This window comes from Burkholderia aenigmatica, from assembly GCF_048627025.1.
In the GTDB taxonomy this organism is placed as follows: Bacteria; Pseudomonadota; Gammaproteobacteria; order Burkholderiales; family Burkholderiaceae; genus Burkholderia; species Burkholderia aenigmatica.
Genome location: NZ_CP184471.1, coordinates 24602 through 49415 on the forward strand (window position 1 = coordinate 24602; position 24814 = coordinate 49415).

General features: G+C 57.3%; 23 protein-coding genes. All 23 read right to left on the bottom strand.

Annotated elements, in window-relative coordinates; translation table 11 throughout:
• Nucleotides 1-4 precede the first annotated feature (4 nt).
• Nucleotides 5-1306 carry a hypothetical protein gene (locus ACN8ZM_RS37865; RefSeq protein WP_025496616.1) on the bottom strand — a complete coding sequence of 434 codons (1302 nt, stop codon included), beginning with the start codon at nucleotides 1304-1306 and terminating at the stop codon, nucleotides 5-7.
• Complete coding sequence (locus tag ACN8ZM_RS37870; RefSeq protein ID WP_235996275.1) at nucleotides 1303-2892, bottom strand: type II secretion system protein GspD; 1590 nt, start codon at nucleotides 2890-2892, stop codon at nucleotides 1303-1305. The genes ACN8ZM_RS37865 and ACN8ZM_RS37870 overlap by 4 nt, the downstream gene beginning before the upstream one ends.
• A 484-nt stretch (nucleotides 2893-3376) precedes the next feature.
• Entirely contained in the window at nucleotides 3377-3856 is a 480-nt protein-coding gene (locus ACN8ZM_RS37875; protein WP_025496618.1) for a TcpQ domain-containing protein, read from the bottom strand.
• Entirely contained in the window at nucleotides 3853-5364 is a 1512-nt protein-coding gene (locus ACN8ZM_RS37880) for a TrbG/VirB9 family P-type conjugative transfer protein (protein ID WP_049813612.1), read from the bottom strand. Before ACN8ZM_RS37880 ends, ACN8ZM_RS37875 begins: the two co-directional genes overlap by 4 nt.
• A 4-nt stretch (nucleotides 5365-5368) precedes the next feature.
• Complete coding sequence (locus ACN8ZM_RS37885; RefSeq protein ID WP_089454647.1) at nucleotides 5369-6697, bottom strand: TrbI/VirB10 family protein; 1329 nt, start codon at nucleotides 6695-6697, stop codon at nucleotides 5369-5371.
• Nucleotides 6694-7461 (bottom strand): TrbG/VirB9 family P-type conjugative transfer protein, encoded by a 768-nt coding sequence (locus tag ACN8ZM_RS37890; protein ID WP_025496637.1) that lies wholly within the window; start codon nucleotides 7459-7461, stop codon nucleotides 6694-6696. The genes ACN8ZM_RS37885 and ACN8ZM_RS37890 overlap by 4 nt, the downstream gene beginning before the upstream one ends.
• A complete protein-coding gene (locus tag ACN8ZM_RS37895) occupies nucleotides 7461-8159 on the bottom strand; it encodes a type IV secretion system protein (protein WP_025496638.1) in 699 nt (232 codons plus the stop codon). Before ACN8ZM_RS37895 ends, ACN8ZM_RS37890 begins: the two co-directional genes overlap by 1 nt.
• Before the next feature lie 205 nt (nucleotides 8160-8364).
• Nucleotides 8365-10311: an AAA family ATPase gene (locus ACN8ZM_RS37900; protein ID WP_249170970.1), complete on the bottom strand. Its 1947-nt coding sequence runs from the start codon at nucleotides 10309-10311 to the stop codon at nucleotides 8365-8367.
• The gene (locus tag ACN8ZM_RS37905) at nucleotides 10308-10454 is read right to left on the bottom strand and encodes a hypothetical protein (protein ID WP_171030073.1); all 147 of its coding nucleotides are present in this window, start codon (nucleotides 10452-10454) and stop codon (nucleotides 10308-10310) included. The genes ACN8ZM_RS37900 and ACN8ZM_RS37905 overlap by 4 nt, the downstream gene beginning before the upstream one ends.
• Nucleotides 10455-10518: 64 nt before the next feature.
• On the bottom strand, nucleotides 10519-10809 hold the full coding sequence (locus ACN8ZM_RS37910; protein WP_025496640.1) for a hypothetical protein: 291 nt from the start codon (nucleotides 10807-10809) through the stop codon (nucleotides 10519-10521).
• A gap of 37 nt (nucleotides 10810-10846) precedes the next feature.
• Nucleotides 10847-12061, bottom strand: a complete 1215-nt coding sequence (locus tag ACN8ZM_RS37915) for a type IV secretion system protein (protein ID WP_235996276.1) — start codon at nucleotides 12059-12061, stop codon at nucleotides 10847-10849.
• A 158-nt stretch (nucleotides 12062-12219) separates the two neighbouring features.
• The gene (locus tag ACN8ZM_RS37920) at nucleotides 12220-13005 is read right to left on the bottom strand and encodes a conjugal transfer protein (RefSeq protein WP_089454648.1); all 786 of its coding nucleotides are present in this window, start codon (nucleotides 13003-13005) and stop codon (nucleotides 12220-12222) included.
• 27 nt (nucleotides 13006-13032) lie between these two features.
• On the bottom strand, nucleotides 13033-13794 hold the full coding sequence (locus ACN8ZM_RS37925) for a conjugal transfer protein (RefSeq protein WP_089454649.1): 762 nt from the start codon (nucleotides 13792-13794) through the stop codon (nucleotides 13033-13035).
• On the bottom strand, nucleotides 13787-16321 hold the full coding sequence (locus tag ACN8ZM_RS37930; protein WP_089454650.1) for a VirB4 family type IV secretion system protein: 2535 nt from the start codon (nucleotides 16319-16321) through the stop codon (nucleotides 13787-13789). Before ACN8ZM_RS37930 ends, ACN8ZM_RS37925 begins: the two co-directional genes overlap by 8 nt.
• Nucleotides 16315-16635 carry a VirB3 family type IV secretion system protein gene (locus ACN8ZM_RS37935; RefSeq protein WP_042975973.1) on the bottom strand — a complete coding sequence of 107 codons (321 nt, stop codon included), beginning with the start codon at nucleotides 16633-16635 and terminating at the stop codon, nucleotides 16315-16317. Before ACN8ZM_RS37935 ends, ACN8ZM_RS37930 begins: the two co-directional genes overlap by 7 nt.
• Before the next feature lie 10 nt (nucleotides 16636-16645).
• The gene (locus ACN8ZM_RS37940; RefSeq protein WP_235996277.1) at nucleotides 16646-17005 is read right to left on the bottom strand and encodes a TrbC/VirB2 family protein; all 360 of its coding nucleotides are present in this window, start codon (nucleotides 17003-17005) and stop codon (nucleotides 16646-16648) included.
• On the bottom strand, nucleotides 16956-18008 hold the full coding sequence (locus tag ACN8ZM_RS37945) for a CpaF family protein (protein WP_089454651.1): 1053 nt from the start codon (nucleotides 18006-18008) through the stop codon (nucleotides 16956-16958). The genes ACN8ZM_RS37940 and ACN8ZM_RS37945 overlap by 50 nt, the downstream gene beginning before the upstream one ends.
• Nucleotides 18009-18136: 128 nt before the next feature.
• The gene (locus tag ACN8ZM_RS37950; RefSeq protein ID WP_235996279.1) at nucleotides 18137-18730 is read right to left on the bottom strand and encodes a DUF4400 domain-containing protein; all 594 of its coding nucleotides are present in this window, start codon (nucleotides 18728-18730) and stop codon (nucleotides 18137-18139) included.
• Between the two features lie 44 nt (nucleotides 18731-18774).
• Nucleotides 18775-19398, bottom strand: a complete 624-nt coding sequence (locus tag ACN8ZM_RS37955; protein ID WP_089454653.1) for a hypothetical protein — start codon at nucleotides 19396-19398, stop codon at nucleotides 18775-18777.
• 35 nt (nucleotides 19399-19433) lie between these two features.
• Nucleotides 19434-21323: a conjugative transfer system coupling protein TraD gene (traD, locus tag ACN8ZM_RS37960; RefSeq protein WP_089454654.1), complete on the bottom strand. Its 1890-nt coding sequence runs from the start codon at nucleotides 21321-21323 to the stop codon at nucleotides 19434-19436.
• On the bottom strand, nucleotides 21320-23488 hold the full coding sequence (gene mobH, locus ACN8ZM_RS37965; protein WP_025647502.1) for a MobH family relaxase: 2169 nt from the start codon (nucleotides 23486-23488) through the stop codon (nucleotides 21320-21322). Before mobH ends, traD begins: the two co-directional genes overlap by 4 nt.
• A 220-nt stretch (nucleotides 23489-23708) precedes the next feature.
• Complete coding sequence (locus ACN8ZM_RS37970) at nucleotides 23709-24263, bottom strand: FlhC family transcriptional regulator (protein WP_025647500.1); 555 nt, start codon at nucleotides 24261-24263, stop codon at nucleotides 23709-23711.
• A gap of 2 nt (nucleotides 24264-24265) precedes the next feature.
• Entirely contained in the window at nucleotides 24266-24478 is a 213-nt protein-coding gene (locus ACN8ZM_RS37975) for a hypothetical protein (RefSeq protein ID WP_235996278.1), read from the bottom strand.
• Nucleotides 24479-24814 lie beyond the last annotated feature (336 nt).

Here is a 24814-nt window from a genome sequence, read left to right on the forward strand (position 1 = left end):
ATTCCTATCCCCTGATCAGTACTTGGCCCTTAACAGTTGCCTTGAACATCGAGTTGTCAATCGTTGACTGCGGATCGGACTGCACCACAACTGCAATCGACGAGACCAACGCATACGGTGGAAACTTTGCAAGCAGTTCAAAGTCACGAACTGGTCCATCCATGCTCCAAGTTGCGACTTTGTATGTGTTCTGCAGCGCACTTGCGTCGAGTCCGTCTGCACCGAACAATCCGAACGGCGTGATCGTGAACTTCCCCGCCACCTGATATCCCTGAAGCTGAGAACCGAAATCCATCGTCACCGCGTTTTCAGTCGGCCCTTGATCGAGGAATTGACCAATCTTTCCAATAGGTCCGACTGGCGATGTAGCCTGCACGTGTATGACATCCTGATCAAACCTGTAAGCGTGCTTCCACTGCTCAGGCAACGCAGCGACAAACGTCTTATACGTACCTTGTGTCAACGCGCGCTTGTAGTCGATTGCGCAAACCATCACCGCCGACGGCGTGAACGAGCACGATGTGCCTGCCAAACGCCATCCGCCGACATCCCACGGGAGCTCGCGGAACCATTGATACCAAGGAGCAAGGTCCGTCGCTTTGAGACTCGGCATCAAACGCGTTTGCGCGATAACGTCGTCGTAAAGCTTTTGCGGATTGGGTTGCTTGGGGTCGTGGTAATCCCGCCACTTCTTCATAAGCACCGGGGATGCCACTTTTGCGATAAGAAAGCACGCGAGCACAATGCCAACCGCGATCCCTACCTTCCGAACGGGAACCTGGGCCTTGGGGCGATGCATTGCACTGCCTTCGTCCGCGTGCTCGGCCAATACCCCAATCGGCGTCGAATAGATTCCTTCAATACCGCGAACGTCCCCGATCAGATCGAACGGTTCGTTCTTCAGCAGATCCCGATACTCGGCGACCTTTTGCTCCAGGATTTCGCCCGAAATGTCGGCGAGGTCGAATTTGTCACGCGGTTTGCCTTTGTAGATCCCAACCAGGATGAAGGTCCCGGTCTTGTTGGGATTGTTCAACGCCAGCAACACGTTCTTCTTGAGTCCCGGGATCCGCGAGATGACCTTTGCCGCCGCGAACACGGGAACCTTGACCGCGCCAACGTCCTTCTCAGTCAGGTCCGCAGAGGGCAGTAATCCGACTTGCAGAGCTTCATCGTCAGTCCAGATCAGCACCGACTTATGTTCTCGGGCCCGCGCGATCGCCATCGACTCGGGTGTACCACCGCCAACCAGGCGCTTCCACGCGAGTCCAAATGCAACCTTTTTCCCGTTGACGTCAATAATCATGAGTCAGCGTCCTGAACAGCGGCAGACAGAATAATGATGGTGGTCACACGCTCAGAGTCAGCAGTCTTGGAGCCGCCAGCGATCAACGGAACGTTCGGAGCGAGACCGCGTCGATCGAACTGATTCGTCTTTTGCTCGAAGCCCGTCAAAATGAGCGTTCCGCCGTTGCGTACAATCGCGTCGACGGTAGCACCCTCGCCGCTTGTGTTCGGAAGTTGGACGGACTGCTGATTTGATCCCGATCCCGAGGTGAAGGTCTGTAGTGACTGCAACGTCGACTGGTCGATCGACACCGTCAAATTGATCGAGTTATGGGCGGTTACGCTCGGATACAGCATCAGTTTGAATCCGACCTGATCCTGCGATGTCGTGATACCCGGGATCCCGCCAGTTCCACCGGCAGTGGACGTTGCGGGCGTCGTCGCGGATACGTACGAGAACGTCTGCCGCACGTTGTAGTACATGCCATGCCGGTTCTGAATCGACAGCGGGATCTCAGTGGACGTCGATACCCGCCCGATTTCCTGAAGCGCCTGAACGATGGCCTGCGTACCCTTGAACGCGCCACTCGTAATGCTCAGTCCGAACTGCCCCGCGTTGTTGACGCCGTTTTGACCGATGAGCGAAACGGGTGAAATTGAGGACAATTGGAATCCTGGAATGCTTTGCAGGGCCTTCGTCATCACAGCGTTCCAGTCTACCGCTGCCTGACCGGTGTCAGTTGTGTGCACCTGGATCATCTGGAGCCGCACCAGCACCATCTTCGACAGAATTTGCGTCTGGAATTTGATGATATCTTCTGCCTTGTCGACCGCCTCTTTTGTATCCGTGAGTGTGATCGAGCCAATCGCAGGATCCGCCGAGATCGAGCCAGCGCGGGTCATGATCGTCTGGATCGACGCCTTGACCGAATTCACCTCGCTGATGTTTGTCGCTTCACTCTTGATCGGCGAGTCCTGCTGCTGCGACTGCGTATTCAGCGCGTTCGTATTATTCGATTGCTGCGTCGAACCGTTGAACGCCGTCGTATAGGACATCGATCCGGGTTTGATCGGCAGCAACCAAGTCTTCGTGACCATCCGGTAAAAACGGATCACGCCTTTCTGATCGTCGTATTTCCAGTTGATTCCGAGCCGAGTCGCGATGAGGTCGAGGGTGCGCGACAATGCCATCTCGCCCGGTTCGAACTGTACGTCCATCGGCGTATCGATCGAGGCCGAGCCCGAATATCCTTGCAACCCACCCAGGCCCTCCCCCGTCGTGGGAATCGGCGGAAGCACTCCTTTTGCCGCCGTCGGCAGAGGCGCCGCCGGCGCCATGCCCGCTCCCTGTCCAGCCCCGGCGCTCTTGAGGTCCTCACTCGATTGGCCGCGGGGCAGGAGGGCCGACGCCGGCAGATAGACGTCGCTGTCGATCTTCACCGGGATACCAGTCGACAACGTAATCCGTTCCGCGGCCACCGGAAGCGACACGCGCCGGCCAGGGAACATCATGTCCGTATTGACATTCTTCTGCAGTGCGCGCGGAAGCACGACTTCGCGACTCAACGCGACTGCCTTCCCCGCGAGAAATGGCGTATCAATCATCTCGTCTCGCTCACGCACTTGTTCCGAGTTCGCGATTTGATCGAACAGTTTCTGTCGTGATTCCGCTTGGATCCTCGAGCTTTCCTCAGCTGCTCCCTTCGTCTCCCTCTCCAAAGTGGGCGACACACATCCCGAAAGAGTCAGGGCAGCTACAAGCGGCACAAGCACGAGGCATTTCATCTCACGTTTCATCGGTCTACCTTGGTATCGTCGGTCTTGTCGACCAGGGCGTCATTAAGGCCACGTCGGTATCGATGCTCCTGCAAGGGAGTGGCGGTTCGACGCCCGACCTTTACCTTTTTCCTAGCAGAAAGTAAAACACGCACCAGAGGGTTGAACTACGCAGAAACAGCGCCTATTGCGGGCACCTTTCCAGCCCGAATGACGGCGCCACAACTCGGAATATCACTCGAGGCAACCGGTTGACCAGAAACGTGAAAGGGCGCCGTCGGCGCCCTCGTCCTGCGACTTCGACTGCACGCTGCTACCTTTTACACGGCGTCGTCAGAGGTACCACCTGCACCCAGTTATTCGCGTAATAGCAGCCGTGCACGGCAAGGTCGCCACGCTCGGTGGCTTTCAAAGTCGCCCGAACGGCATCAACAAATGACATGTTCCGCCACGTGTACTCGCCAGTGATGTCGATGTCACGATCGACATCCCACTCGGAATTCCAGCCAGCCTCGTGCCCCCAGCGTACGATGAGTTTCCGGAAATTTTCATCGCTCGCTCGAACCGCGAACTCCTGCGTCGATCGAGGAACCGCTGTATCACCGCCGGCCGATACCATAGCGACGGATGAATCATTGGCAACGGTGACAGCAGCTCCGGATGCTGGAGCAACGGCCGCAGCTGCAGCCCCAGGAACGAATGCTTGATTCTTGTGCCCCTGCGCCGCCGCGAACGGCACTACGAGGGCGAGAGCGGCAGCGGCCCCACGCCGCAGTAAAGTCGATTTCTTCATTTCGTCGTAGTCCCGGCAGTGGGTTGAAGCACGACCACGTAGCGGCTGTTCCCCACGTGAGTCAGATCCAGCGTCTTGCCGTCCAGGGTGAGTTCCATCTTCTCCCGTACGGGCATCGTGAATGCGGTCGGATCCGTCCACTTCACGGCAATGTCCGAGTTGTCGACACGATCGACGGCGTACATAGTTTTCGGCGACGTCCGCAGCTTCACCGTCAGGACAGAATTGGCTTCGCTGAGCGTCTCGATCCCGGCCTTCCCATTAATTTTCGCCAGGCCGCCAAGATCCGGCTCCGCGTAGATCAACTTGGCCTCCTTGTCCACCCCGAGATTGCATGCGCCCGCACCCGCCTTACCCAGATCAACAAGCTTGGCGTCGAAATTCGGCTCACGGTCAACCGGCGGAACCGTGATCTTCTTGTCCACGACGCCCACACCCCACGTAAGCTGGTAGTGCTCTTTCTCCGCGAATACCGCCAAGGTTGAGCGAAGCGAGATCCCGCCGGTTCCGCTCGAGTTATCTCCATTGCTGGAATCCCCGTAGCCGGCAAGCGATGCGAGACGTCGAGCCCCTTCCTCGCGAGAGAGCACACCCGCTTGAACATCCGCCTTGATTGCATCCGCCTTGAACGCCGGTGAATCGGGCGACGCGTAGTTCACCGGAACCTGCGCCGGCTTGCTGTAGACGCGAATCTCGGCGTCGAGTCCATCAGCTCCCGAAGTATCAGCAGTCACGTTGATCACACTCGGCGGAACGCCATTTTTTACAAGCCAGTCTCGTACCGCGCCCGCGCGATTCTCTGCCAGCGTTTCCATCATGCTGTCGTCGTCGCGACCCATAATGACGACGCGACTCGCCTTCTTTGCGGCCGACAAAATCTCCGACGATGCAGATCGCTTCGGAACCAAAAGCTTCGAACTGCCGCGCTTGAACTGGACATCGAACTTGTCTTCCGTCGGAAGTTCCGTAGCCCACGAAGCATTGTCCCCAACAACTGGTGTTGCATAGCTATTCGCCTGCATTGCCTGGTGCACGTACACCGGGCGGTTGCGCTGCGTGACGGCGTACAGGCCGTCCATATCGACGTGCGACGCCGGCACCGTCCCAGGCTGATTCACCCGGGACATGTCGACCGCGTGCGGCTTGGGACCGTCGTACTCTGCGACCCCGGTCTCCTGGCCTCGCTGGAATACAAAGCGATTCGCGACGAACGGCACGGTGTAGTAGATGCCTTCCTGGTTCGGCTCGAGCAGTTTGTGATCTCCCGCATCGTCGAGCTGAATTACCGGTGCCGTCTTCCCGACAGGGAACTGAAAATAGGTTTTCGAACCATCATCGAACACCTGACTCGGACGAACGTCAGACCCGCCAGTGGTTCGATACGCGAAGTCGTAGTTCTGATTCGATGCCGCCGGCAGCGGCGCCGTGGCACACGCGGACATGGCCAGCCCCGAAACAACGGCAACGATGAAGCGCAGTTGCGCGAAGGATTTCAAACTGAGTTTCACGATCTCACCTATGGTATGGCGGCAGCACAAGATCTTTCCCGAGGACGATACTCACGGGAGAACCCGGGGGAACGGTAATCGTCGGCGGGATGTTGTTGTAGCGGTTCAGCACCGACTGAGACGTCTGGACCATGATCTGGCCAGCGGCGTTGAGCGGCGAACTGCTACCCGCATAAACGTTGTTATTGCCACTATTCTTCGGCGTCGTCGCATATGCGATCGCGGCAGGGATGATGGCCGTCGCAAAAATCTGCAGGATGTGGTTGTTCACATCGCCAGACAGACCCGTTGCGCCGCCCGAATCCGCCCCTTGCGAACTCGGTGTGTCCACGCAAACACCATCCGGACGGCAGATACGACCCACCGCAACCTCAATCCGCGACTGGCCAAGACGGATATCCCCGTTGTTCCCGCCGCTGATCGACGACCCTGCGGGAATCATGACCTGCGTGCCAGTAACAGAGTCGTAGACATCGCTGACTACGCGCATCTCGATAGGGCCCGAAAGGTCGCTATCCACCATTCGCGTCGTAACCGCTTGAATGAGGGTATTGCTGCGCACGTAATATTTCGCCGGAGGCGCATACGCTGTTTCAGCCGAGTGGTCCGAGAGCTTCGAGTTGTAATCCGTCAGCCATTGCGAGTTCGCTGTTGCGCCCGTCCCGGGGTTGTTGCCACTTTGCATTCCCGGCATGTGCTTCAGAATATTGCTCATGTCCGAAGCACTCGCGAGTTCACTCCGCTGGAGGTCGCTCATCTGAGGCGGAACATAACCCGGCGGCATATTCCCCTGAGCCGATCCCGATTGACCAGCATTCGATTTCACCAAGACAGGCGAGTTTCTGATCATAGACTCGCGGTCCGGATCAGCCACGGCTCGACCGCCCTTCGCCCCATTCGAGGCCATCGTCGGTGGTAACGGGGGCAACGCACCAGCAGGAGGTAGCCCCACCGTTGAGGAAGCGCCGCCGGGGGTTTGCGCTGGCGCCACGCCCATCCGGCCACTATTCGCCGATTGAGCAGCCAGCAGCTCTTGCTGCTTCTTCAGAGCATCTGCCTTCTGCCTGCCTTCCTGAATCTTCTCGAGTTGAACACTCTGTTCCGCGGCTGCCTTGTCCTTGTCAATGGATGACGGATCCGCCGCCGGACCGAGTTCAGTTGCATGAGGAGGAGTCGGATTGAATTCGTGACGATTCACGCTCTTTCCGCCGAACTTGATATAAGCGGCCACCAGGACGACCGCGGCAAGAAGAAGCACGATCTTCCAGTGCATGTTCTTCTTGGGCAAGCCTCCATCGTTGGCTTCCGGATCGATGATCGACTTGTTGGTCATTGAGCGACCTTGTTGTTCGTGATCTCGACTTCTTCCTTGCCGATCTTCAGCAGGAACTTGTGCATGACCTTCGTGACCTTCAGATATTTCCCGTCGACAACTGGATCAAGTGCCGCATAACGGTTATCCGGCGTAACCCAGAAAACTGCCGGCCAATCCTGAATGTTGGCGGGCATCTGGATCCACGTAAACGTGCCGTTGTCGATCACCTGCACGGGTTTGAACGGAGCATTGCCGCTGATGCGGTAGTCGAAGTTCAACTGTTCGACGTCGACGCCGCGCGTCAGCGGGTCGTTTGCGGTCGGTCCCACTCCAGATGCCTTGGGAGCAGCAGTCGTCGCGAGCGGTTGCAACATCGACGTGCCGGGATATCCCCACGTAACCCGTTGGTACCACTTGCCCACGTCCGATTCCGTCGAGCGCAGCATGAGTTGATACGTGCGATGGTCTGTAACAACCGTGCCCGAAGTCACAACATCGTCGTACTTCGGCCGAATGAAGATGTGGCCTGCAACGCCTGTTTCGCAGTCCCAGGAGAACGAATCGCCGAGGGCAACGCCCTTCACAACCTCTCCGGGTTCCAGTTGGATATCCGTCACAGCCTTGGGGCGAGTGAGGATCTGATAGGTGTTGTTCGGATCAAAGTCGAAACGAACGAGTCTGGTGTCACCCGGCAGCGGAGTTGCAATCAACACCGCATGGGCGCTCAGCGGACCCGCGAGGAACAGAATCGCGGCGAGAATTCTCACAATGAACGACATCATTAAAAGTCCTCGACGCGGGCGAAGTGGGTGATGTAGAGGCCAACGGGATTGCTCGCAATATCCTCCTCGCTCTTCGGCGCGGAAATTGCGTAGTGGACCGTAATCCGATATTGCTTCGTATCCGGATCGCCCGTACCGCCACCGGCGACGGTCGTCAAAAAGATGAAGCCGACACCGTTCTCGCCTGGGTCAACGCTCTTGACGTGAACGACACGTGTGTACTGCGCGTTGAGCGCCAATTTGCCGAAGGGGTTGTCGTCCCTCATCATCTGGGCAAACTCGCCGACGGCTGCACCTCGACAAAGCGCCTGCGCGGCCTTTAGATCTTTCTGCGATGTGTACTGGTCGATGGTGAGCGCTTTTTCCGCCCAATGCCTGAGGAAATAGGAGCGCATGTTGCGATTCGGGGTGAATTGCACAGCGGCGACAGCGCCACCGTTGGCAATCGCACCATCGGCCTGCGGCTGCACCATCCACGGAACGATCGTCTTAAGTGGCAAGAGACGATAGAAATCCGCCGCCATGACGACCAAGCCCAAACCCATGACCACGGCGATGATGAACCATCGCGCGGCGTTGGCCTGGCTTGTGCCGATGATTTCGAAGAATTCGCGCTTGGCCTTGTCGTATGCCGTGACCGGCCCGGCATTTCCCGCCATCAGCGCGTCGACTGGTTTTTCTTTCCGATTGAACAGCATGCTCCCCGCTCCGAGATTTCTTAGCAGGAAGTAAAACATGGGGGCTTAGTGGTCAACCATTCTAAAAGAACGCCTAAGAAGGGGTCCTTTCCCCGGGTGGACTACTCGGATGTCCGATGGTGACCGTAACATTCCTCGACTAACGTCAAAAGAAAAGGGCAGGCCCGTGGAAACAGGACCTGCCCCGATCGCGAAAGCACTCAGATCAGTTGCGAGAAATTGTTTCCCGGGCCTCCACAATGTCGTCGACCGTAAGACTAGCTTCCTCGCCATCCAGCATCCTCACGGCACACTGGTTCACAGCTTCCTGGAGGATTGCGTCGACGTTTGCAATCGACTCCCCTTTCAGGGCATCCACCACGCTAGCCACGAAGCTGTTCAACGGCTCGATGCCTCGTTTCTCCAGCCAGCCCGAAACGTATGTCTCGATACCCACTTCATCAGGAAGATCGAAACGTACCTTCTCGGTAAAGCGGCCGCCGCGCATCGCAGCCTCATCGATATCGTCCACGAAGTTCGTGGCTGCGACGAAAACGATATCCGGTGTTTTGCCAGCCGCGCCGTCCATCGAGACCAGGACCTTGTTGGTCAGGGCAGAGACGCTGGACATCTGGCGGTTGCGGAGAATATCGTCGGCCTCATCCAAGAAAACGATCACCGGACGAATGTCTTTGGCCTCGCGAATCAGCTTATCCCACGACGACGGATCAGCCATCAGCGTACTGCCGGTGGTCTGCAAGAACGCCCATCCCGTCGCCTTTGCCAGAGCCCGAGCCGCTTCGGTCTTGCCCGTTCCCGGAGGACCATAGAACACGATACCAGTCGGCGCTTTGCCGCCCATCTCCTCGATCTGGCTGATTTTTGACATACGGGTTGCGATCGCCTTCAGACGCTTGCTCGACGCGACAGATAGGATAATTTCGTCCAGCCCTTTCGTATTCTCAGGGATCTTGCCTGCGCGACCTTGCAGAGCTCGCATCGCAGCCATCAAATCGTCGAAGTCAAAGCTATTCCGATTGGTCTTTCGCTTCACTTCCCGAATTTGCTCACCAACCGACTGAATACGCTTGCTGGAATAGCCGACCCAACGCTTGGCTGCACGTTCCACTGCTGCGTGCGGAATTTCCACATACGGCACATAACGCTTGAGGGAGGCATCGAGAAGTGCGAGACGGGCGGGCTCATCCGGCGTCGGAACTTCGATTTTGAAATCGAATCGTCCTTCGCGCATCCCGGCAGCATCGAGCTTGTCGAGGTAGTTCGTTGCAGCAACCACGACGACACGATGCGCACGGATGTCTACCAGCTCCGTCAGCAGTGCATTCGTGATCTTCCCTTCCTCACCGCCTGCCTCGGCCATCCCAGCCCGGTCGACGAGCAGACTATCGGCTTCGTCGATGAAGAGCATGCACGGAGCGTGTGCCTTCGCGTCCGCAAACGCCTGAACGATGCTTTCCGTCGTCTGGTTCTTCCAACGGCTGGCCACGTCGCTGTTTCGCAGCTTGATCAGTGGAAGCTTGAATTCACCGGCCAAGCACTCCGCAAATTCTGTTTTGCCATTCCCCGGCTCGCCGTGCAGGAGGATACCGTTGCGCGGGTCCTCGCCCTCCGAGCGCTTCGCCAGAATGTCCGACACGGCGCCGCGGAGGCGATCTTTTAGATCCTCCATCCCCACGAGCGAATCAAGCGTCTTTCGCGGAGTTGCAACCGGAAGATGCGGCAGCGGCGTAGAGCTTGTTTCTTGCGGATTGTTCACGACCATGGCGCGCTCCCGACCATCGGCGGCCTCAGGGAACTTCCGGGCCAGCCACGGGTAGACCGAGAGAATCGGCAGGAAACCTGCGAACCCCCAGAACTCCCCGGCCTCCGCATGACCCGACATCAGCGCGATCCAGCTAAACGCAAAGACAGTGATTGCCACGTAAGCGATAGCCCGGAATCGGATAGCCGCAAGCCCGAGGACCACAATGACGACCGATGCGACTCGGCCGTACAGAACCACGTCATGCGCCGATTGGTTCGACGTGAGCAGCTGCCACGTCTCCCAGGCCCATGCAATCGCTGACAGGACCGCGAACGCCAGAAGGGCGATGACCGCCAGGCCGAGAAGTGTATCGAGAGGGTTCGATCGACGATAATGCCCGTTCATCATTCGCCTCCATGCGCCGGCGAACGAGCCGAATCGAAGTGAACTTGGGCGCTGCGTGACGAATGGTCCACGTTCAGGCTGGTGTTGTAGTACCAGCCATACCAGGCAAGCGCAGCAAACAGAATGGTTCGGTAGAGGGTGGTCATGTTTCCGGTCTCCTTACCCCCTAATGTACGTGAAGGCGATCCGGAAACAAGCCCCCACGAGTGACTAGAAGAGAAGGCGGTAGATGAAGGGGATCGCTTCCAAGACGGTCCACAAGATGAGCCCACCGATCCCCACGAGAAAGACAACCGGCTGCTCAATAAGCGTCCGCGCCAGCGTTACGCCGATCGCACTTGGGACGGACTCCCGAACCATTGCGTGCAACTGGCTTTCCCTCGAATCCCATTCCTCTTCTGTATCCGGACCCGCGCGAAGCATGTGTAGCGTTTCCACAAATGCTTCTCGAAAGGTCCTCTTCGTCTCGCGTTCGTCGCCTTCTGCCCCGGTGGTGCTCATGCAATTCCTTTCAAGTGCCTATCAACAGGTCGATAAATTAGCGCTTGGACGTACTGCCACCGCGTGCTTGCGCCATGGTTGCCCGAACACCGCCGCCCGAGGCCATCGTGTTTCTGGACCCACTACTCCCACCGCCACCACGGGCCCCGCCACCGCCACCCCGAATCCGGTTTAGCGCAGCCTGGCCGGCCGACTTGAGGCCTTGACCGGCCGCGCGAGCACCTTTACCCGCAAGCTGACCCGAGCGCTGGGCGGCCGAACCAAGGCCCCTATGCGGCCCCCAGTTCTTCACGCTAGACCAGGCGCTAAAGCCCATGCCAACCCGCGAACCGCCTTGGAGCAGGCCCATCGCAATGCCGTTGATTTCCGACATCATGTAGGCGATCACCAGAGCGAGTACGACCAGGACCACATACAGAATGACGTTCGTGGCCGTCGCCCCCTGCGCAACGGTCGTCATGGTGGTCATCAAGGTGTTGGTCATCTTGATCATGATTGCGCCGACGATCTGCATCATGCCGGCGCCAATCATGTACTTCAACCACCCATCGAACAGGAAAGTGGTGTACGGCATCAGGAGCCAAGGCACCATCACGGGCGCAACTGCCAAGCCGATGTATACCTTCATCTGCGAGAGGATGTAATTTCCTGCCCACAACGCCGCGGCGCCAGCCACAATAACGGTCGTCGCCAATTTCAGAATCACAATTGCGAGTCCGGCGAGAATCGAGCCGAGATCGAAATCACCGATCGTATGGAAGAGCGACGAAAACCAGTTGCTCCCACTCGACCCCGACGACGTCGAGCTTCCGTCCGCACTTGCCCAAAGACTGGAGATCGCGGTGAAAAAACTCTTGAAGCCACCGGACAAATTTGTACCAGCGCCAAACTGGTTTGAAATTTGGGAGAAGGTCTGCGTAAGCGCGTTCTGCGAGCTCGAATTCAGGCACGCCATCACAATGCCGAGCATTAGGATCTGGATGATGATCTGCGCGAAGACCTCACCCAAAGACTCGCCCTTTAGCATTCCAGTGATCGCGGTCCAGACGAACATCACGCTGAAGAGCACCCACTCCAGTTCGGCACCATCCGCAGCCAAGGTACCGCTCATATTGCTGAAATTTGACTGAATCGTGCTTTCCAGTTGATTCAGATCGTTCGTCACCTGGGAGACGAAACCCGAGTCCGCCGCGGAAATCGAAATCCCGGACGAGCCTGAGCTCTGCGCGAAGGTCGAGATCGAGAAAAGCATGCACGCGATAAACGCCACAACCGATAGCAGCCAGAATATCCCGGCTCGGTCGGACGATCTTTTCGATGATATTTGCATACTCACGCTGAACATACCGGCTTCCTTTGAGACATTTCGCCTAACTGCCACTCACCCGCCTGCGCACCAGGCGGGCCCCTTCAGTTCGTCGATCCGCTGCCGGAGGTCCTGTAGATTGGCGAACCGTTCCTCAAGCCGTTGACCAGTGAGCTCATGTTTCCGTTGTCCGTACTGATGGTCTGGTCGATCGATTGAAGTGCATCGTTGTTGCGCTGCTTCGCGATAGCCTTGTTCATTTCTTCCACCGCTTTCGCGCTACCGTTCGTCGACTGGAGTTGCTGCATCAGTTGGGCGTTCTGCATGACAACCCGGTTCATCTGCTGGTTCATCAACTGCATCGACTCGTGGATGCCCGATGTTGTCGGGATCTGCGATTGCCACTGCTGCGCCATCGCATAGTCCTGCTGGATGGCATTAAGCGTACTGACCTCGTTCTGAGCACGAATCTGCGCAGCACCAATACCGTTCTGGATATCCTGCTTTTGCTTCGCCATAAACTGATCCCACGTCATGTTGCTCAGCTGGGCGGCCGAGAACTGAGTAGCGATCTGGCTCGACATTCCGGACAGGTTGCCGTACAGCGAATTCAGCGAATTAATGTAGCCGTTGATATTCGTCAGATTGAGGTTGCCGACGCTCTTCAGCGTGTTCAATGCCTCCGGACCGATCGATGCGAGTTGCTTGACCTCATTCTCATACTGAAGGAGCTGTGTCGAGTACTGCTGTGCAGTCTTGAGAACCGATTGGACCGTTTGCGCCGCCGTCATCAGGTTCTGCGCGTAGTTTGACGGATCGAAAACAATGTACTGGGCAAACGTCGTCGTCGAAGCGAACATCAACAGTACGGCACCAAAAATCTTTTTCATGGCTATTCCTTTCGTATCGTGTGAGAACTACTGCAGGCCGTTGATCAACGACTGGCTATTCTGGTTGTCCTGCTGAATGGCGCCATTGAAAATAGTCCGTGCCGCAGCGTCCTGATTCCTTCTACCCAGTTCATCGACCTCGCTATTCGCCTTGAGTGCGCCATTCTTGTCGACGAGCATCTTGATGATTTGCGAGTTTTGCATGAGCACTCGGTTCATCTGGGTATTCAGCAACTGGACATCTTCATTCGTTCCCATCGTGGCAGGAATTCGAGACTGCCACTGCGCTGCCATCGCGTAGTCGTTCTGCACTGCTTGAAGCATCGCGGCTTCGTTCTGAGCACGAATTTGAGCCGACTGGAGACGGGCCTTGATCGCAGCTTGCTGAGATGCCAGATATTGAGGCCACGTCTGTCCGGACAGTTGCGCTTCCGTGAAACGGTAGTTCAACGCAGTCGACACATTCTTCAAGTCACCAACGACGTTCTGCAGGCTGGACACGTAATTGTTCACACCCAGCAAATCGGCAACGGTGGCCCCGCCCAACGCAGCAAGCTGCTGCGGATTGATCGCCGCCAACTGCTTGACTTGCATCTCGTACTGCTGAATTTGCAACGCATACTGTTGCCCTTGCAAGATCACTTTCTGGGCGGTCTGCGCGGCTTTGATAATGTTCTGCGAGTAGTTGGTCGGATCGAACACCAAACCGCCCGTGAACACTGGCATACCGCCGGCGTAACACGAACCCGAAAATAGGACAGCCAGGAAAGCTGCGACGACTTTATTCATTTTTTGCGACCTCCCCCAAGCGCACCATTTCCTCGATGTACTGTTCTTCCCAATCCGGCACCAGCTTGGCCCGGAACTCCTTGTATTTCTGAATCGCGAGTTGATCCGACCGAAGGCACGCCAGCATCTCCGGCGGAAAACGGACGTTTGCCATGCGCGACATACCCTCCGGATTCACAAAGTAGTACTGCACCTTCCGCGTCGCTGTCCGGATGCGCTCGATCTGCTCGTCGTTGAGCTGGAACTTGTTGCGATACAGGTCCAAGTGGGCCATCACGCTCGGGTTCGGCAGGAAAATCCGGTTCTGAATGTTGTCGATGATCGTGGTGAAGATGTCGCTGTCAGCGATTTCCTTAAGCGACTGTGTAGTCATCCCGACTATTGCGTTTTTCTTGGCGAGTGTGCGCAGCCAGTTGTCGAAGCGCTCACGCAGCTTCTTGTTCTTGAAGAGATACCAAACCTCCTCGAGGTAGATCAGAGTCGGTTTGATCCCTTGCTCCGGATCAAGAACCAGCATCTCATCGATGCAGAAGAACGCGTAGTCGATAAAGACGGGGGCCAGGATCTCATCCTCGAGCAGCCCTCCCATCTCAACGTCGGTGAAAGACGACAGCTTGAAGTCATCCTCCGAACTATCGAAATGCGGATATGTGCCACCGTCCTCAAGCCAAGGCTGCAACTCCTTGTACAGGTCGTTTGAAATCGCCTTCATGAAGTCCGCGAGGCGCGACAGTCGCCAGTTCTCCGCCGGCTGATCGGCCAGCATGTTGAGCGCCTTGTTCATGTCGAGCTCGTCTTCGGTCTTCCACTCGTACTGCCGAAGAGTCACGATCAACTGCAACCAACGCATCAGCCATCCTCGCTTAGTCGGATCGTTCACGACGCGCAGGGGATTCATGCGAGGTGCCTTGCCCGTGCTGGGGTTCATGTCGATATGCTTCGCGCCCTGAAGACCCGAGGCGACATAGCACGAGTAGTCCTTATCGAAGATCAGGACATTGCACGGGTGATACTTGAAGAACTGCGAAATCAGGAAATTGAGCAGCGTCGTCTTACCCGAACGTGACGGGCCCACCACGAAGAAGTGAGGCAAGTCCCCTTGGTGGAAGTTGTAGTTGAATGGAACGTTGTGCTCGGTCGGCAAAAGTGCCAAAGCCGGAATCGGCCGCTGCAGTTGCCCCGACAGGTGCGAGTTTCGACGTTCACCGGTCCGAATCGCGCGGAGTTGTGCCAGATCCGCGAGATTCCCCACGTTGATGAAGCCCCATCGGACGATGTTTGCCCATTGGCCCGGCAAGGTCGCCGTGAACGCCGAAAGCGCGTACATTCGCTCGCGGACCACCTTCGCACCGACAGCGGTGCGCATCGTGCTGCCGACGTCTTTCAGCGTCTGCTCCATCTCTTCTTCGGTATCGCCGTAGCAGAGAATGGTCATGTTGTAGTGCCCGTAGGCACGGTCGAGCGCCGTCAGATCTTCCAGCGCAGACGACGCGTCTTCGGCCAACGCGAGTTTGCCGGCATCGATCTTGTCCGATTCCGTTTTCGTCATCTGTTCCACCAAATGCGTCGTCCAACGCTTGGTGCTGGCCATGAAATGGTCCTGCGTGGCCTGAATATACTTTTTCGCGCGTTCGTTGCCCCAGAACTCAAAGCACTGGCTGACGGTAATTTCACCGTCAATTTGCAGTAGCGGATCAGTCACGCCCGGCGCGATGATGTTCGGCCAGTTCTTCACGCTCATGGCGCCCACGTAGCGCGTGACGTCGCCCTCGAACTCAAGGTGCTTTTTCTTCCGTCGAAGCGTCGAGTCCGGCAGGTACGTATTGAGGTAAACCGGAATATCCGGGATTGCCACGCGGTGGTGATCGTTCGGCGGGCTCACACGCTGGTGCATGAACGTCATCAACTCGTTGCTCTGCAGTCGGCGGAAGCCGAGCGAGTTCACCGTCGTTTCGAACTCTTCGAGGATCTGGCGAAAGTGAGTTTCGTGTGCGTCAAACTGCTCGAACGCGAGCGCCGCGTTCTTCTTCGCCGAAGTGGCGGAGAACAGGATCGCACTCAAGGCTTTGAGCATCCCAACCTTGTGCCGATCCATGTGATTCGTCAGCTTGTCGAAAAAGCCGCCCGAGCCACCGAGATTGCGGTAGACCACTGCAAAATAGTGCCGGTTCTCGTACTGCCGCTGGCCGAACAGGTGTTGTTTCCACGACAGATCCAAGAACTTGCCTATCGCCGTCGGGAAATCAGCGTCCGGATAGTACTCCGTCCGACGGCGGTCCATGATGGACCAAACCAGGATATGTTCATCAAATCCCTTGAGAGCTCGCTCAAAGTTTTCGACAAACCCATCCGTTTCGATCGGGAGACGGCCCTCGGCATCAATACCCGCAACCTCGTACACGACCATCATCGATCCGTCGAGGTTGAACACCATATCTGCGGCGTTCATACCCATCCACGGTACGAGTTCCGAAAAACTCTTTACCGATTTCAGATATGAGCCGAGGACTGCCTTGATACTCAACATAAGATGTCACGCCCAAAGCCATGCGGCCGTTTGACTTTCGATTTCCGATCGATCCGGACCCAGGGGTCATAGACGTCGGACTGTCGGCTGTACTGCGTGTAGATCAGGAAGATGTTCTCGTCACGCTTCGTCAGCCACACCAGGAAAAGGTGCACTGCTACGCAAAACGGGAAGTACAGCCAGATCCGCCACACTCCCAACATTGCGATCGCGATCGCCAGGTGGACTTTTGCGAGGCGCTCTTCCACCCCGGCGATCGTCTTGATACGCATCAGGGACGAGTGGATTACTGTGGTTCGAGGTTCGTAATCCATCTCATCCCCCTTACGCGCCCGAGCAGCCGCTGCCCGTACCGCCACCGTCCGTCTGGATCGCTCCGAGCCACGTTGCCGCCTGCAGCGCGATCGAGATGCCGACAATCACGGCGAGACCACGACCGACCCATCCACTGACTTCGCCTGCCGCCCACATGATGCCGAGGATCACCACGATGATCCCGGAGATCGCGTAGCCGACTTGGCCCGTCATGAGGTTGAAGAAGTCGCACAGGATGCCGGTAATCGGCAGCGTCAGCGTCGCGAAGGCCTGCGACGACGAGACCAGCGCGACAGCCAGCAACGACCCGAGTACGACCCTACGCTGCTCGGGCGAGCTCGCCTTGATCGCCGCCGAGCATCGGGACATCAAACGTTTCATATCTGCTACTCCTATAGATGAGAGTGGTTTTGTACTCTTTCGACTGCCGATCAAAGCCGTCGACCTTTACTACTTCTGCCACGATCCGGTCGTCGCCGACCAACTTCATGAAGACCATCACCTGGAATGCACTGGCAATTCGAGCCTGAATGCCTTCCCGGCTATCCGGAGCATCAGCAGATTGCGCCACCATGTCCTCGAAGCGAGTCAGGCCTTCCGCACCGTTATTCGCGTGCAACGTCACCAACGGACCTTCGTGGCCGGTATTGGCCGCCTGAAGAAGATCGTTTGCTTCAGCCCCGCGGGCCTCGCCGAGCACAATTCGGTCAGGGTTTTGCCGCAGCACGCTCTCCAGCAGGCGTTTAGCGGTAACCTTGAGCTGCGGGTTGATCTGCAACCGCACGTTGTTCGGCGACTTGACGACGAGTTCCGGAACCTGCTCGATGGTGATGATTCGGTCGTCGGGCGGAAAACATCCCAGCAGGGTGTTAGCGAATGTTGTCTTGCCCGAACCCGTACCTCCGACTATCGCGACGCCGAGCCGACGACGTACCGTATCCACAAGAATGTCCGCCACTTCCTGGGGCAGAGCTCCCTGTTCGACCCATTCGGACATCGCCTTGACGATCATGTTGTTGCGACGAAACGCGATGGTCGGGCCATCGACCGCGACCGGCGGGAGTGTTGCTTCCACACGAAAACCGGGCAGCTTCGTACTCACGATCGCGTCTGCCGATTCGTTGCTCACCTGGATGTCCGAATTGGAAGCGAGAAGCGTAATGGCGGCCTCGATCTGGGCGGTCGAGATCTTCGCCCCGCTGCAGAACTTCTTCCCACCCTGCTGAACCCAGACATCGTCCGGGCGGTTGATCATGATGTCCGTCACGGTCACATCATCGAGCCACTCCCGGATCGTGCCCAAACAGTTCATGACCATTTCGAGCAGACTGTTTCGGCCACTACTGCGGCCATCTCTCTTCAAATCGCTCATCGTTGTCCTCATTTTGACGACGCGTTACAGCCTCGCCCTATTCAGTCATTGCGTAATCTACCCAAGCTTCCTGTCAGGAACTACCCGGAAACGCAACGTAAAGCGGGGGGGTTTCCCCCGACAATTGCTCAGGAACCGAAAATGCGCTGCGAGTTGGAGAGCATCACCGCCACAGGAAGTGCCATCACGAGCGCCCAAATCGGCACAAACAGAGGCGTCACCGGGATAGGTGCCACGAGGTACATCACTGGGAAGAAAACGATCCAGAGAAGCACGTGCGCAGCCAGCGAGAAAGCGCTGGGATTCTGATAGGCAAATTCGGCAAGCTTTTTTGCACGGGTCATATAGCCGTCGACCACGCACGCGATCAGGAAGGGACCAACGAATGCGAGCCAGTGCCACACGATAAACAGCCGGATCATCATCCCGTAGAGATTGATCACCATCGAACCGAAGTACGAGTTTGTGACCGTTCCAAAGTGCTTGAGCGCTCCGCTCAGGGCATGTGCCTTCCTGTAGTCAGCTTGAGAAAAGTGAGTTTTGTTCAGGTCCGTGATGAACCCGGATTTCACGAAGGCGGTGCCATAGACACTTTTTGCGCTGTCGACAATAGTCTCGGTCTTTTCATCCCCGAAGACCGCCCTCGTCATCTCCACCTCGCGCGAGATCCGGTCAAGACCGTCTTGTACCGAGACGATCGCCGGGACGGCAAGGATCAGCACCAGTGTCAAGAGGATCCAAAACTTAAGATGTATGCCCCACTTCATCACTGTCTCCCAAGTGCTCGAATATCCAGCGAGCCGTTCGGCAGCTCACTGACCCGACCGATGTCCTTGGCCGTCATAATCCGACTACACAGCAGAAAGCGATTTCCGACGAGCACATCAGGCTCCGCCTGCGGGACACGGACGAATCGCACTTTCTGAAGGCCAAGGCGCCTTGCCCACGAACCAATGGGTTCCTCGAAAGGCGGCCATACCCGGCGGTTGCCTGCCTCATCGAAACCAACGGCGCTGTACTCCATGGCAACGTCAGCAGAGAGCGCCAAAGATTCGAGAAAGGCAACCATCGAATCGGTGCTTCTCCGTGAAGTTTCATAGACTTCTACGAAGCGCTCGATCGCGCGCTGGATCGCCTCTTCCACCAGCGACATACCCACCGCGCCCGGGTAGCGATCAGACAGGATTTCGCAAAACTTCATAGCCGACTGCTGCAGCGTTGGCCACTGCAAGAAAATCGGTTTGGCCGCGGCCTTTCGCTCGGTCGAACGAAGTACATTCGACAGGATCACATCACCCTGCTTGCAGATGCTGGACACCGGCACTTCCACAGCGCCCTTCGTTCGCCTACGAAATTCCATGCCTGACAGATCGATAACCTGCGATTCCATAACTCTCTTTCAATCGATTTAGTGTGTCCAACTCGTCACAGAACGAGCTTCGGAATGCGTCCCTTGACAACCGTCCCGCGGTTCCAAACGGCCATGTAATGCAAGTCCGGCAATTTGCTCATCAACGTGATGGGGAACAGGTCGACCAACTCCTCGGATACTGTCTCGCTGATCGACCCGCCGAATTCAATACCGTGGTCCTCAGTCTTCGAATTACGTCCGTGGCTGCGCGAAATCTTCTTGATGTATGTTTCGCCAATCTTCTCGGCGATGATCTTTTGCGTTTCTTCGTCCTGCGTTGCGCCCGCAATCAGGTTGTTGAAGTTGCCGATCATCCGCTTTGCCTTGACCTCCGAACCGAGCTTGTCGGAAAGGTCAGCGAACGTTTGGCCGCAAGCGATGATGTCGAGGCCGGCACCACGGCCTTTGTTCAACTCCTGAATCACCGGCTCGCACATGACATCGCCCCACTCGTCGATCAAAACGACGATGCGGGACTTTTCCTTGATGTTCTTGTCGTAGTTGTATCGTTCACCTGCAACGGCCTGCATATCGGACAGGAGCGCCGCCGCGATCGAAGAACCCACTTCCGGATCGCTCAAAGAGTCGAGCCCTGCGTAGAAGATGTACCCGCCGTCGACGATCTTTTTCGTGTCGAAGATCGGCCGTGGATCGTCGATATCGTCGTAATCCGGGCTGAGTAGCCCTTCGAGCTCGCCTGCCGTGAGTTTGGTCAGCAAAGGCAGCAACAGCACCATCATCTTGGCGAACCATTCACGGTTCGAGCGCACGGTACTGATCAGGCCTTTGATTTGACGTGGCTGATCGTTGAGCGGGATTTCGGATTCGAAGAACTCCACGTAGGCGCGCAACTCGGCTGAAGCGCCTTCCATATCATTGTTCTTCTTGCTTTCCGGCTTGTTGAATTTCGCGATCGCGGGCGCAACTTGCGCTTCCCACCCCGGGACGTTCTGCCTGAAGAAGATGCGCAGCGCTTTTTCCAGCAACTTTTGCGCGCCATTGAGGTTCTGGATCGCATCGAGCAATGAAGACCAGGACGGCCTCGTGCCCGTATAAATCAAGGCCTGGGCAACGTGATTGACCTGCATCCACACGAACGAGCGGAATGACTCGTCCCCGTCGCTCGGGATGAGTGACGAGATTCGCGACGCCACTTGAGTCTCCCGGTCCCAGTTCTTGAGCGTGTCGATACGCACGGACTCCGACGGAAAAGCCGGATGAAACGTGATGACCTTCTCCGGTCGCCCCGACAGAGTGCCGGCGTTCTTCGCGATCTCCTTCAGATCGTGATCCCCTTTAGGATCGATGATGATGATCGTGTACCCGCGCAAGGCAAGCTGATAGACGAGCAGGCTATACAGCGTCGTCTTGATCGCGCCCGTCGTCGCCAGCACCGCGGTGTGGCCCTGCATCGCCGAAAGCGGCATCAACATGTCCGACTCTTCCGAGAGCCCGTGGATCCACTGGAGGCCTTTCGCGTTAGTGGGGTCGAGCTGCGGTCCCTTCAGGCCGCGAGCCTTGAGAAACCACTTCGGGGGATACACGGCCGCTAGATCCCGCTTCATAATCTCGGTTGCCTGTTGGGTATGACTAGGCTCCCAGCGATAACCCCAGCCAAGCCACAGGTTGTCCCCGAACTTAGGAAGATTGACCCGAACAATATCGGCCTTCAGAAACGTGAAGGGCTTGCCCGCAAGATTGGCTTTGAAGTTCCAGATGCTCTGCGTTTGTTTGGCTCGCCAAAGCATCATTGCGGCTGACCCGGCACCCATCCATACGAAGGCGTTCGTGTGAACATCGGACGCTAATGCGATGCCCGTCATCGAGGCAAGCGACACGCCCCACGCGACCGCCGATCGTGCTTCATAGGTCGGCCGGAATAAATTCTGGTAGTTGATGATCATTGGATGATCTCGAGATACTGAACGGCGTGTGACGCCAAGACGAGGCACGGCGTGTCTTTATCCGAGCCCGGTAGCTTCCGATGGTGCTGCTTCTTTCCCGGATTGGAGGGGTCGACGTAGAGCATGTTCAGGTAATCGAGCTCCTCAATAACGGCCGGCAAAGGGGCGCCAAGGGTTCCCGCGTATTTGAAGCTCACGCACAAGCCATCGCGGTCGAGCAAGAACTTGTCGTTGAACTCACCCGATCGATAGTCCGCAATCAAACGCCCTAACGTTTCGCCAAGGAACGGCTTCAACTTGCGACGGAATTGCTCGGGCAAAAGCTGGACGTATGAGAACTCGGCCTGCTCGGCTGGTGCCGGGAGCTTGGCTTGTGCAGCAGCATCTTGCCTCTGAGCGGCACCCCGATTCCCGGCGCCCGCCGACGGTGGAACTTCCTTTTGCGCAACTGCTGCGCCGTCATCCCCGCCCGCCCGCACTTTCTTGCTGCCACGCCCCTCCTGCGCCGCTCCTGAATCGGCACGCCTCGGCGTACTTGCCGCGATGCCGGGCGTCCCGTTAGCGCTTGCAGCCTGATCCACCGTGGCCACCTCACCGTCCGGTTTTGCAGCGGGTGGTTTTGCACCCTCTGCCACACGCTCCGCGATCGCCTCTTCTGCCGTCCGCTCGCCCAATTCCGTCGGATCCAGCGTCCGCATCGCCGACCGGGACTGAGCTTGTTGTTGCATCAGTGACGTCAGCCGATCCGGTGCTTTTCCGGCCGGTGCCGGAGGCTTCGGACCCTCGCCCGGAGTGGAGATGGCCTCAGCCGGCGCGGGAGTCTGGGGAGACGCCGGCACTGGGGACGCCGGAGTAGTTGGTGTCGCCACAGGCATTTGCGCAACGCTTCCGCCACTCGGTGCTGCGACCGGAGCAGCAGCCCCGCCCGCCAGCGCGGTAGGTAGCGGCATTAGCTCGATGTCGCCGAGCAGGCTGAGCGGGTTGACGAGCTTTGTCGCGACGTACTCTTTGCCGTTGGGAAGGACGACCTTCCAGTACGGATCGCGGTCCACCTTTGCCGCAAAGACCTTCGCGTTCAGCAGGGCCTCCGCGAGCGTGTTTGCCTCCGTCGGCACACCCTGAATTCCCTTTTGCGCAATTTCTCGCGACAATTCCTCCGCAGCCTTCTTCCAGATCACGAACAGCCCGTCCGCCCCGAACCACACGCGGCCGCCATCCTGGTTGATCTTCCACTTGCCATCTCGGATAAGCGTCCGCATCGCCTCGAGCAGATGGGGTTCAAGATGGTTACCCACGACCATCGTGCCGTAGTAATCCGGCCGAACCGCCTTGTCGCGATCCAGGACGCGCTTTCGAATGCGCGCGACGAGCTCGGCAACGGAGTTTTCGTTGTCTCGGGCCGCACCAGTCGCAACGGAGAACACGATCGGAGCGATCGCCGGCGAACCGGCTTCGAGGTATTGGAGACAGCGATCGGGAACGATACGACTGATCATCGCCGACACCTCGCCCTTAGCCGATGCGGTCTCAAAGCGCGGTTCGGGTTGCCAGGAAATGTGATACCGGTCAAAGCCGCCTTCACTACACCACCGATGCAAAGGGAGCAGGTACTTGGGCCATTGAGCGCCGTCGGGCCCACTGACGATCAAGGACGCAAGCGGCCGGTGCAACTCTGAGCACACCCCGGCCAGGAACGCTGCGTAGCGCCACCGCGGCTCGAGCTTATGACGACGCTCCACTCCTTCGGTCGGGGTGAAAATCACCCCCTCAGAGGCCTGCAAGCAGTAGAAGCCCATCTCCAGCGAAAGACGGAACAGGCCACCGGCGCCCGTGTGCGTTTCTTGGCGAGAAGCTGGAAGAAGGTGGATGTACTCGGCAAGGTTCCGAATCACCGACAGGTACATGTCGGCGAAATCAGCATCGGCCCCCCCCGCCACGGTGCGAATCCGTGCAACCATGGCGGACTGGCTTTCCACAATGCTATCGACCGGCAGGACCTCAATGCCCGGATCGATAGGGGGATAAACGGGAACACGCGACGCTACCGTGTCCACACGAACTTTAGACGCGGTATGCCGTTGGAGAACAACCGGCGCGACAGCCGGGGCTTCCTGCGACGTCTCGTCCGATCGGCCTGTCAGCCGCTGTAGGATTTTTTTGAGCATAAAAAAAGTCTATGCTCTGCCACCTACCCGAGAAAGCGCGAAACGTTCGTCAAAAGAACAGGCTTTCCTCGCTATACGCTTCTTGACAGAAATCTGAGACGGATTGTGTAGTCCACCCACCAAGATTCAACTATTCTTACTGGTGAGAAAGAAGATGCTTACAACTTCCGAAATTTGATGCAGAATAGTGGGAGCTGCGCGAGCAGCCGGAAACAATCACTTACCCCGCTTGATGGAATGTCGCAAGAACGCGGTTCCTGTGGCGCTTTCGAGATCCACCGAAGTTCCCGTTGTTGCACACCGGGCACATCACGGGTTCGTTTCGCTCATGCACATGATGGGATGAGCAGCAGGCGCACTTCGTGAACCGAAGATCGCCCGTCTCGAACCCGCGCACCAGAATCAGCGCCCGCTCGAACGAGAACTCAGAACTCTTTTCCGGTTCGGAGCTTTCAAGAAAGAATGCGTAAGCTTCGATCAGGGAGTCGATGTGGTGAGCTCCGAGTTCGCAGAGGCGTATGTAGGCTTGAAGGATCAGGCTGCCTTTGAAGCGCCAGCCTGGCTTCTGCAAGAACGCGTAGTCCTGCGCCGGAGACATGCCCGGCTTGGGCGTACGACCGGTGAGCTGGGTAAAGATTTCGCGGAAGGTCTGGATGTGCACACCGCCACGAGGAGACAGTAGTGCCTGCATCGTTTTGGGACGGGCGCCGAACTCGCACAGCCGCTTGAGCCTCTGCTCGTGCTCGATGTAGAAGCGAAGCTGCAGATTTTTCATGATCAGCCACGCAGCGCAATGACGTTCTGGACGGTGGACTTCGGCGCCGACTGAACGGTCACAACCTTGAGGAGATCCGTGAACTGGTTGTCCACGAAAATTGCCTGGTTTGCATCCTTCACCTTCTCAATAAGAACTTCGAGCGGGGTCGAGAGAAGGACATCAACGGCTTCGCTGCTCAGCTTGTAAACGAGCATGGCGCGCGTCTGATTCATGCGAACCGCGTTCCAGCGATTCTCGACAGCCTTTACGTTTTCAAGCGCGGCAAGCTCAAGAATAGGACACATTTCTGAAACCCTCGATCGTGGTCACTGGTCGATAACCTTTACTTAATATCCTTTTTTGGGGAAACAACTTCTTGACAGGAAGTGTTCCTGACGGGAATCTACCCAAGTCCGCGATGGAATGCAAGCGTCAAGTCCTTTATGCTCGTCAATGTTAGGTACCGCACTCGACAAGACTCAAGTTCTTCCTTACCGTGCCGTTAACTGTTGGTCGATTTCGGACGTCGGCGAAGTTGGGCGATCCGACGACCTGGACAAAAAATCCGC

Coding starts and splice junctions, on each gene's coding strand:
- ACN8ZM_RS37935 (WP_042975973.1), bottom strand. CDS start 16,635: ATGGATTACGAACCTCGAACCACAGTAATCCACTCGTCCCTGATGCGT.
- ACN8ZM_RS37955 (WP_089454653.1), bottom strand. CDS start 19,398: ATGGAATCGCAGGTTATCGATCTGTCAGGCATGGAATTTCGTAGGCGA.
- ACN8ZM_RS37945 (WP_089454651.1), bottom strand. CDS start 18,008: ATGAGCGATTTGAAGAGAGATGGCCGCAGTAGTGGCCGAAACAGTCTG.
- ACN8ZM_RS37915 (WP_235996276.1), bottom strand. CDS start 12,061: ATGCTTTTCTCGATCTCGACCTTCGCGCAGAGCTCAGGCTCGTCCGGG.
- ACN8ZM_RS37885 (WP_089454647.1), bottom strand. CDS start 6,697: ATGACCAACAAGTCGATCATCGATCCGGAAGCCAACGATGGAGGCTTG.
- ACN8ZM_RS37895 (WP_025496638.1), bottom strand. CDS start 8,159: ATGCTGTTCAATCGGAAAGAAAAACCAGTCGACGCGCTGATGGCGGGA.
- ACN8ZM_RS37875 (WP_025496618.1), bottom strand. CDS start 3,856: ATGAAGAAATCGACTTTACTGCGGCGTGGGGCCGCTGCCGCTCTCGCC.
- mobH (WP_025647502.1), bottom strand. CDS start 23,488: ATGCTCAAAAAAATCCTACAGCGGCTGACAGGCCGATCGGACGAGACG.
- ACN8ZM_RS37940 (WP_235996277.1), bottom strand. CDS start 17,005: ATGTCCCGATGCTCGGCGGCGATCAAGGCGAGCTCGCCCGAGCAGCGT.
- ACN8ZM_RS37970 (WP_025647500.1), bottom strand. CDS start 24,263: ATGAAAAATCTGCAGCTTCGCTTCTACATCGAGCACGAGCAGAGGCTC.
- ACN8ZM_RS37930 (WP_089454650.1), bottom strand. CDS start 16,321: ATGTTGAGTATCAAGGCAGTCCTCGGCTCATATCTGAAATCGGTAAAG.
- traD (WP_089454654.1), bottom strand. CDS start 21,323: ATGATCATCAACTACCAGAATTTATTCCGGCCGACCTATGAAGCACGA.
- ACN8ZM_RS37910 (WP_025496640.1), bottom strand. CDS start 10,809: ATGAGCACCACCGGGGCAGAAGGCGACGAACGCGAGACGAAGAGGACC.
- ACN8ZM_RS37900 (WP_249170970.1), bottom strand. CDS start 10,311: ATGATGAACGGGCATTATCGTCGATCGAACCCTCTCGATACACTTCTC.
- ACN8ZM_RS37865 (WP_025496616.1), bottom strand. CDS start 1,306: ATGATTATTGACGTCAACGGGAAAAAGGTTGCATTTGGACTCGCGTGG.
- ACN8ZM_RS37870 (WP_235996275.1), bottom strand. CDS start 2,892: ATGATTGATACGCCATTTCTCGCGGGGAAGGCAGTCGCGTTGAGTCGC.
- ACN8ZM_RS37890 (WP_025496637.1), bottom strand. CDS start 7,461: ATGATGTCGTTCATTGTGAGAATTCTCGCCGCGATTCTGTTCCTCGCG.
- ACN8ZM_RS37975 (WP_235996278.1), bottom strand. CDS start 24,478: ATGAATCAGACGCGCGCCATGCTCGTTTACAAGCTGAGCAGCGAAGCC.
- ACN8ZM_RS37920 (WP_089454648.1), bottom strand. CDS start 13,005: ATGAAAAAGATTTTTGGTGCCGTACTGTTGATGTTCGCTTCGACGACG.
- ACN8ZM_RS37905 (WP_171030073.1), bottom strand. CDS start 10,454: ATGACCACCCTCTACCGAACCATTCTGTTTGCTGCGCTTGCCTGGTAT.
- ACN8ZM_RS37925 (WP_089454649.1), bottom strand. CDS start 13,794: ATGAATAAAGTCGTCGCAGCTTTCCTGGCTGTCCTATTTTCGGGTTCG.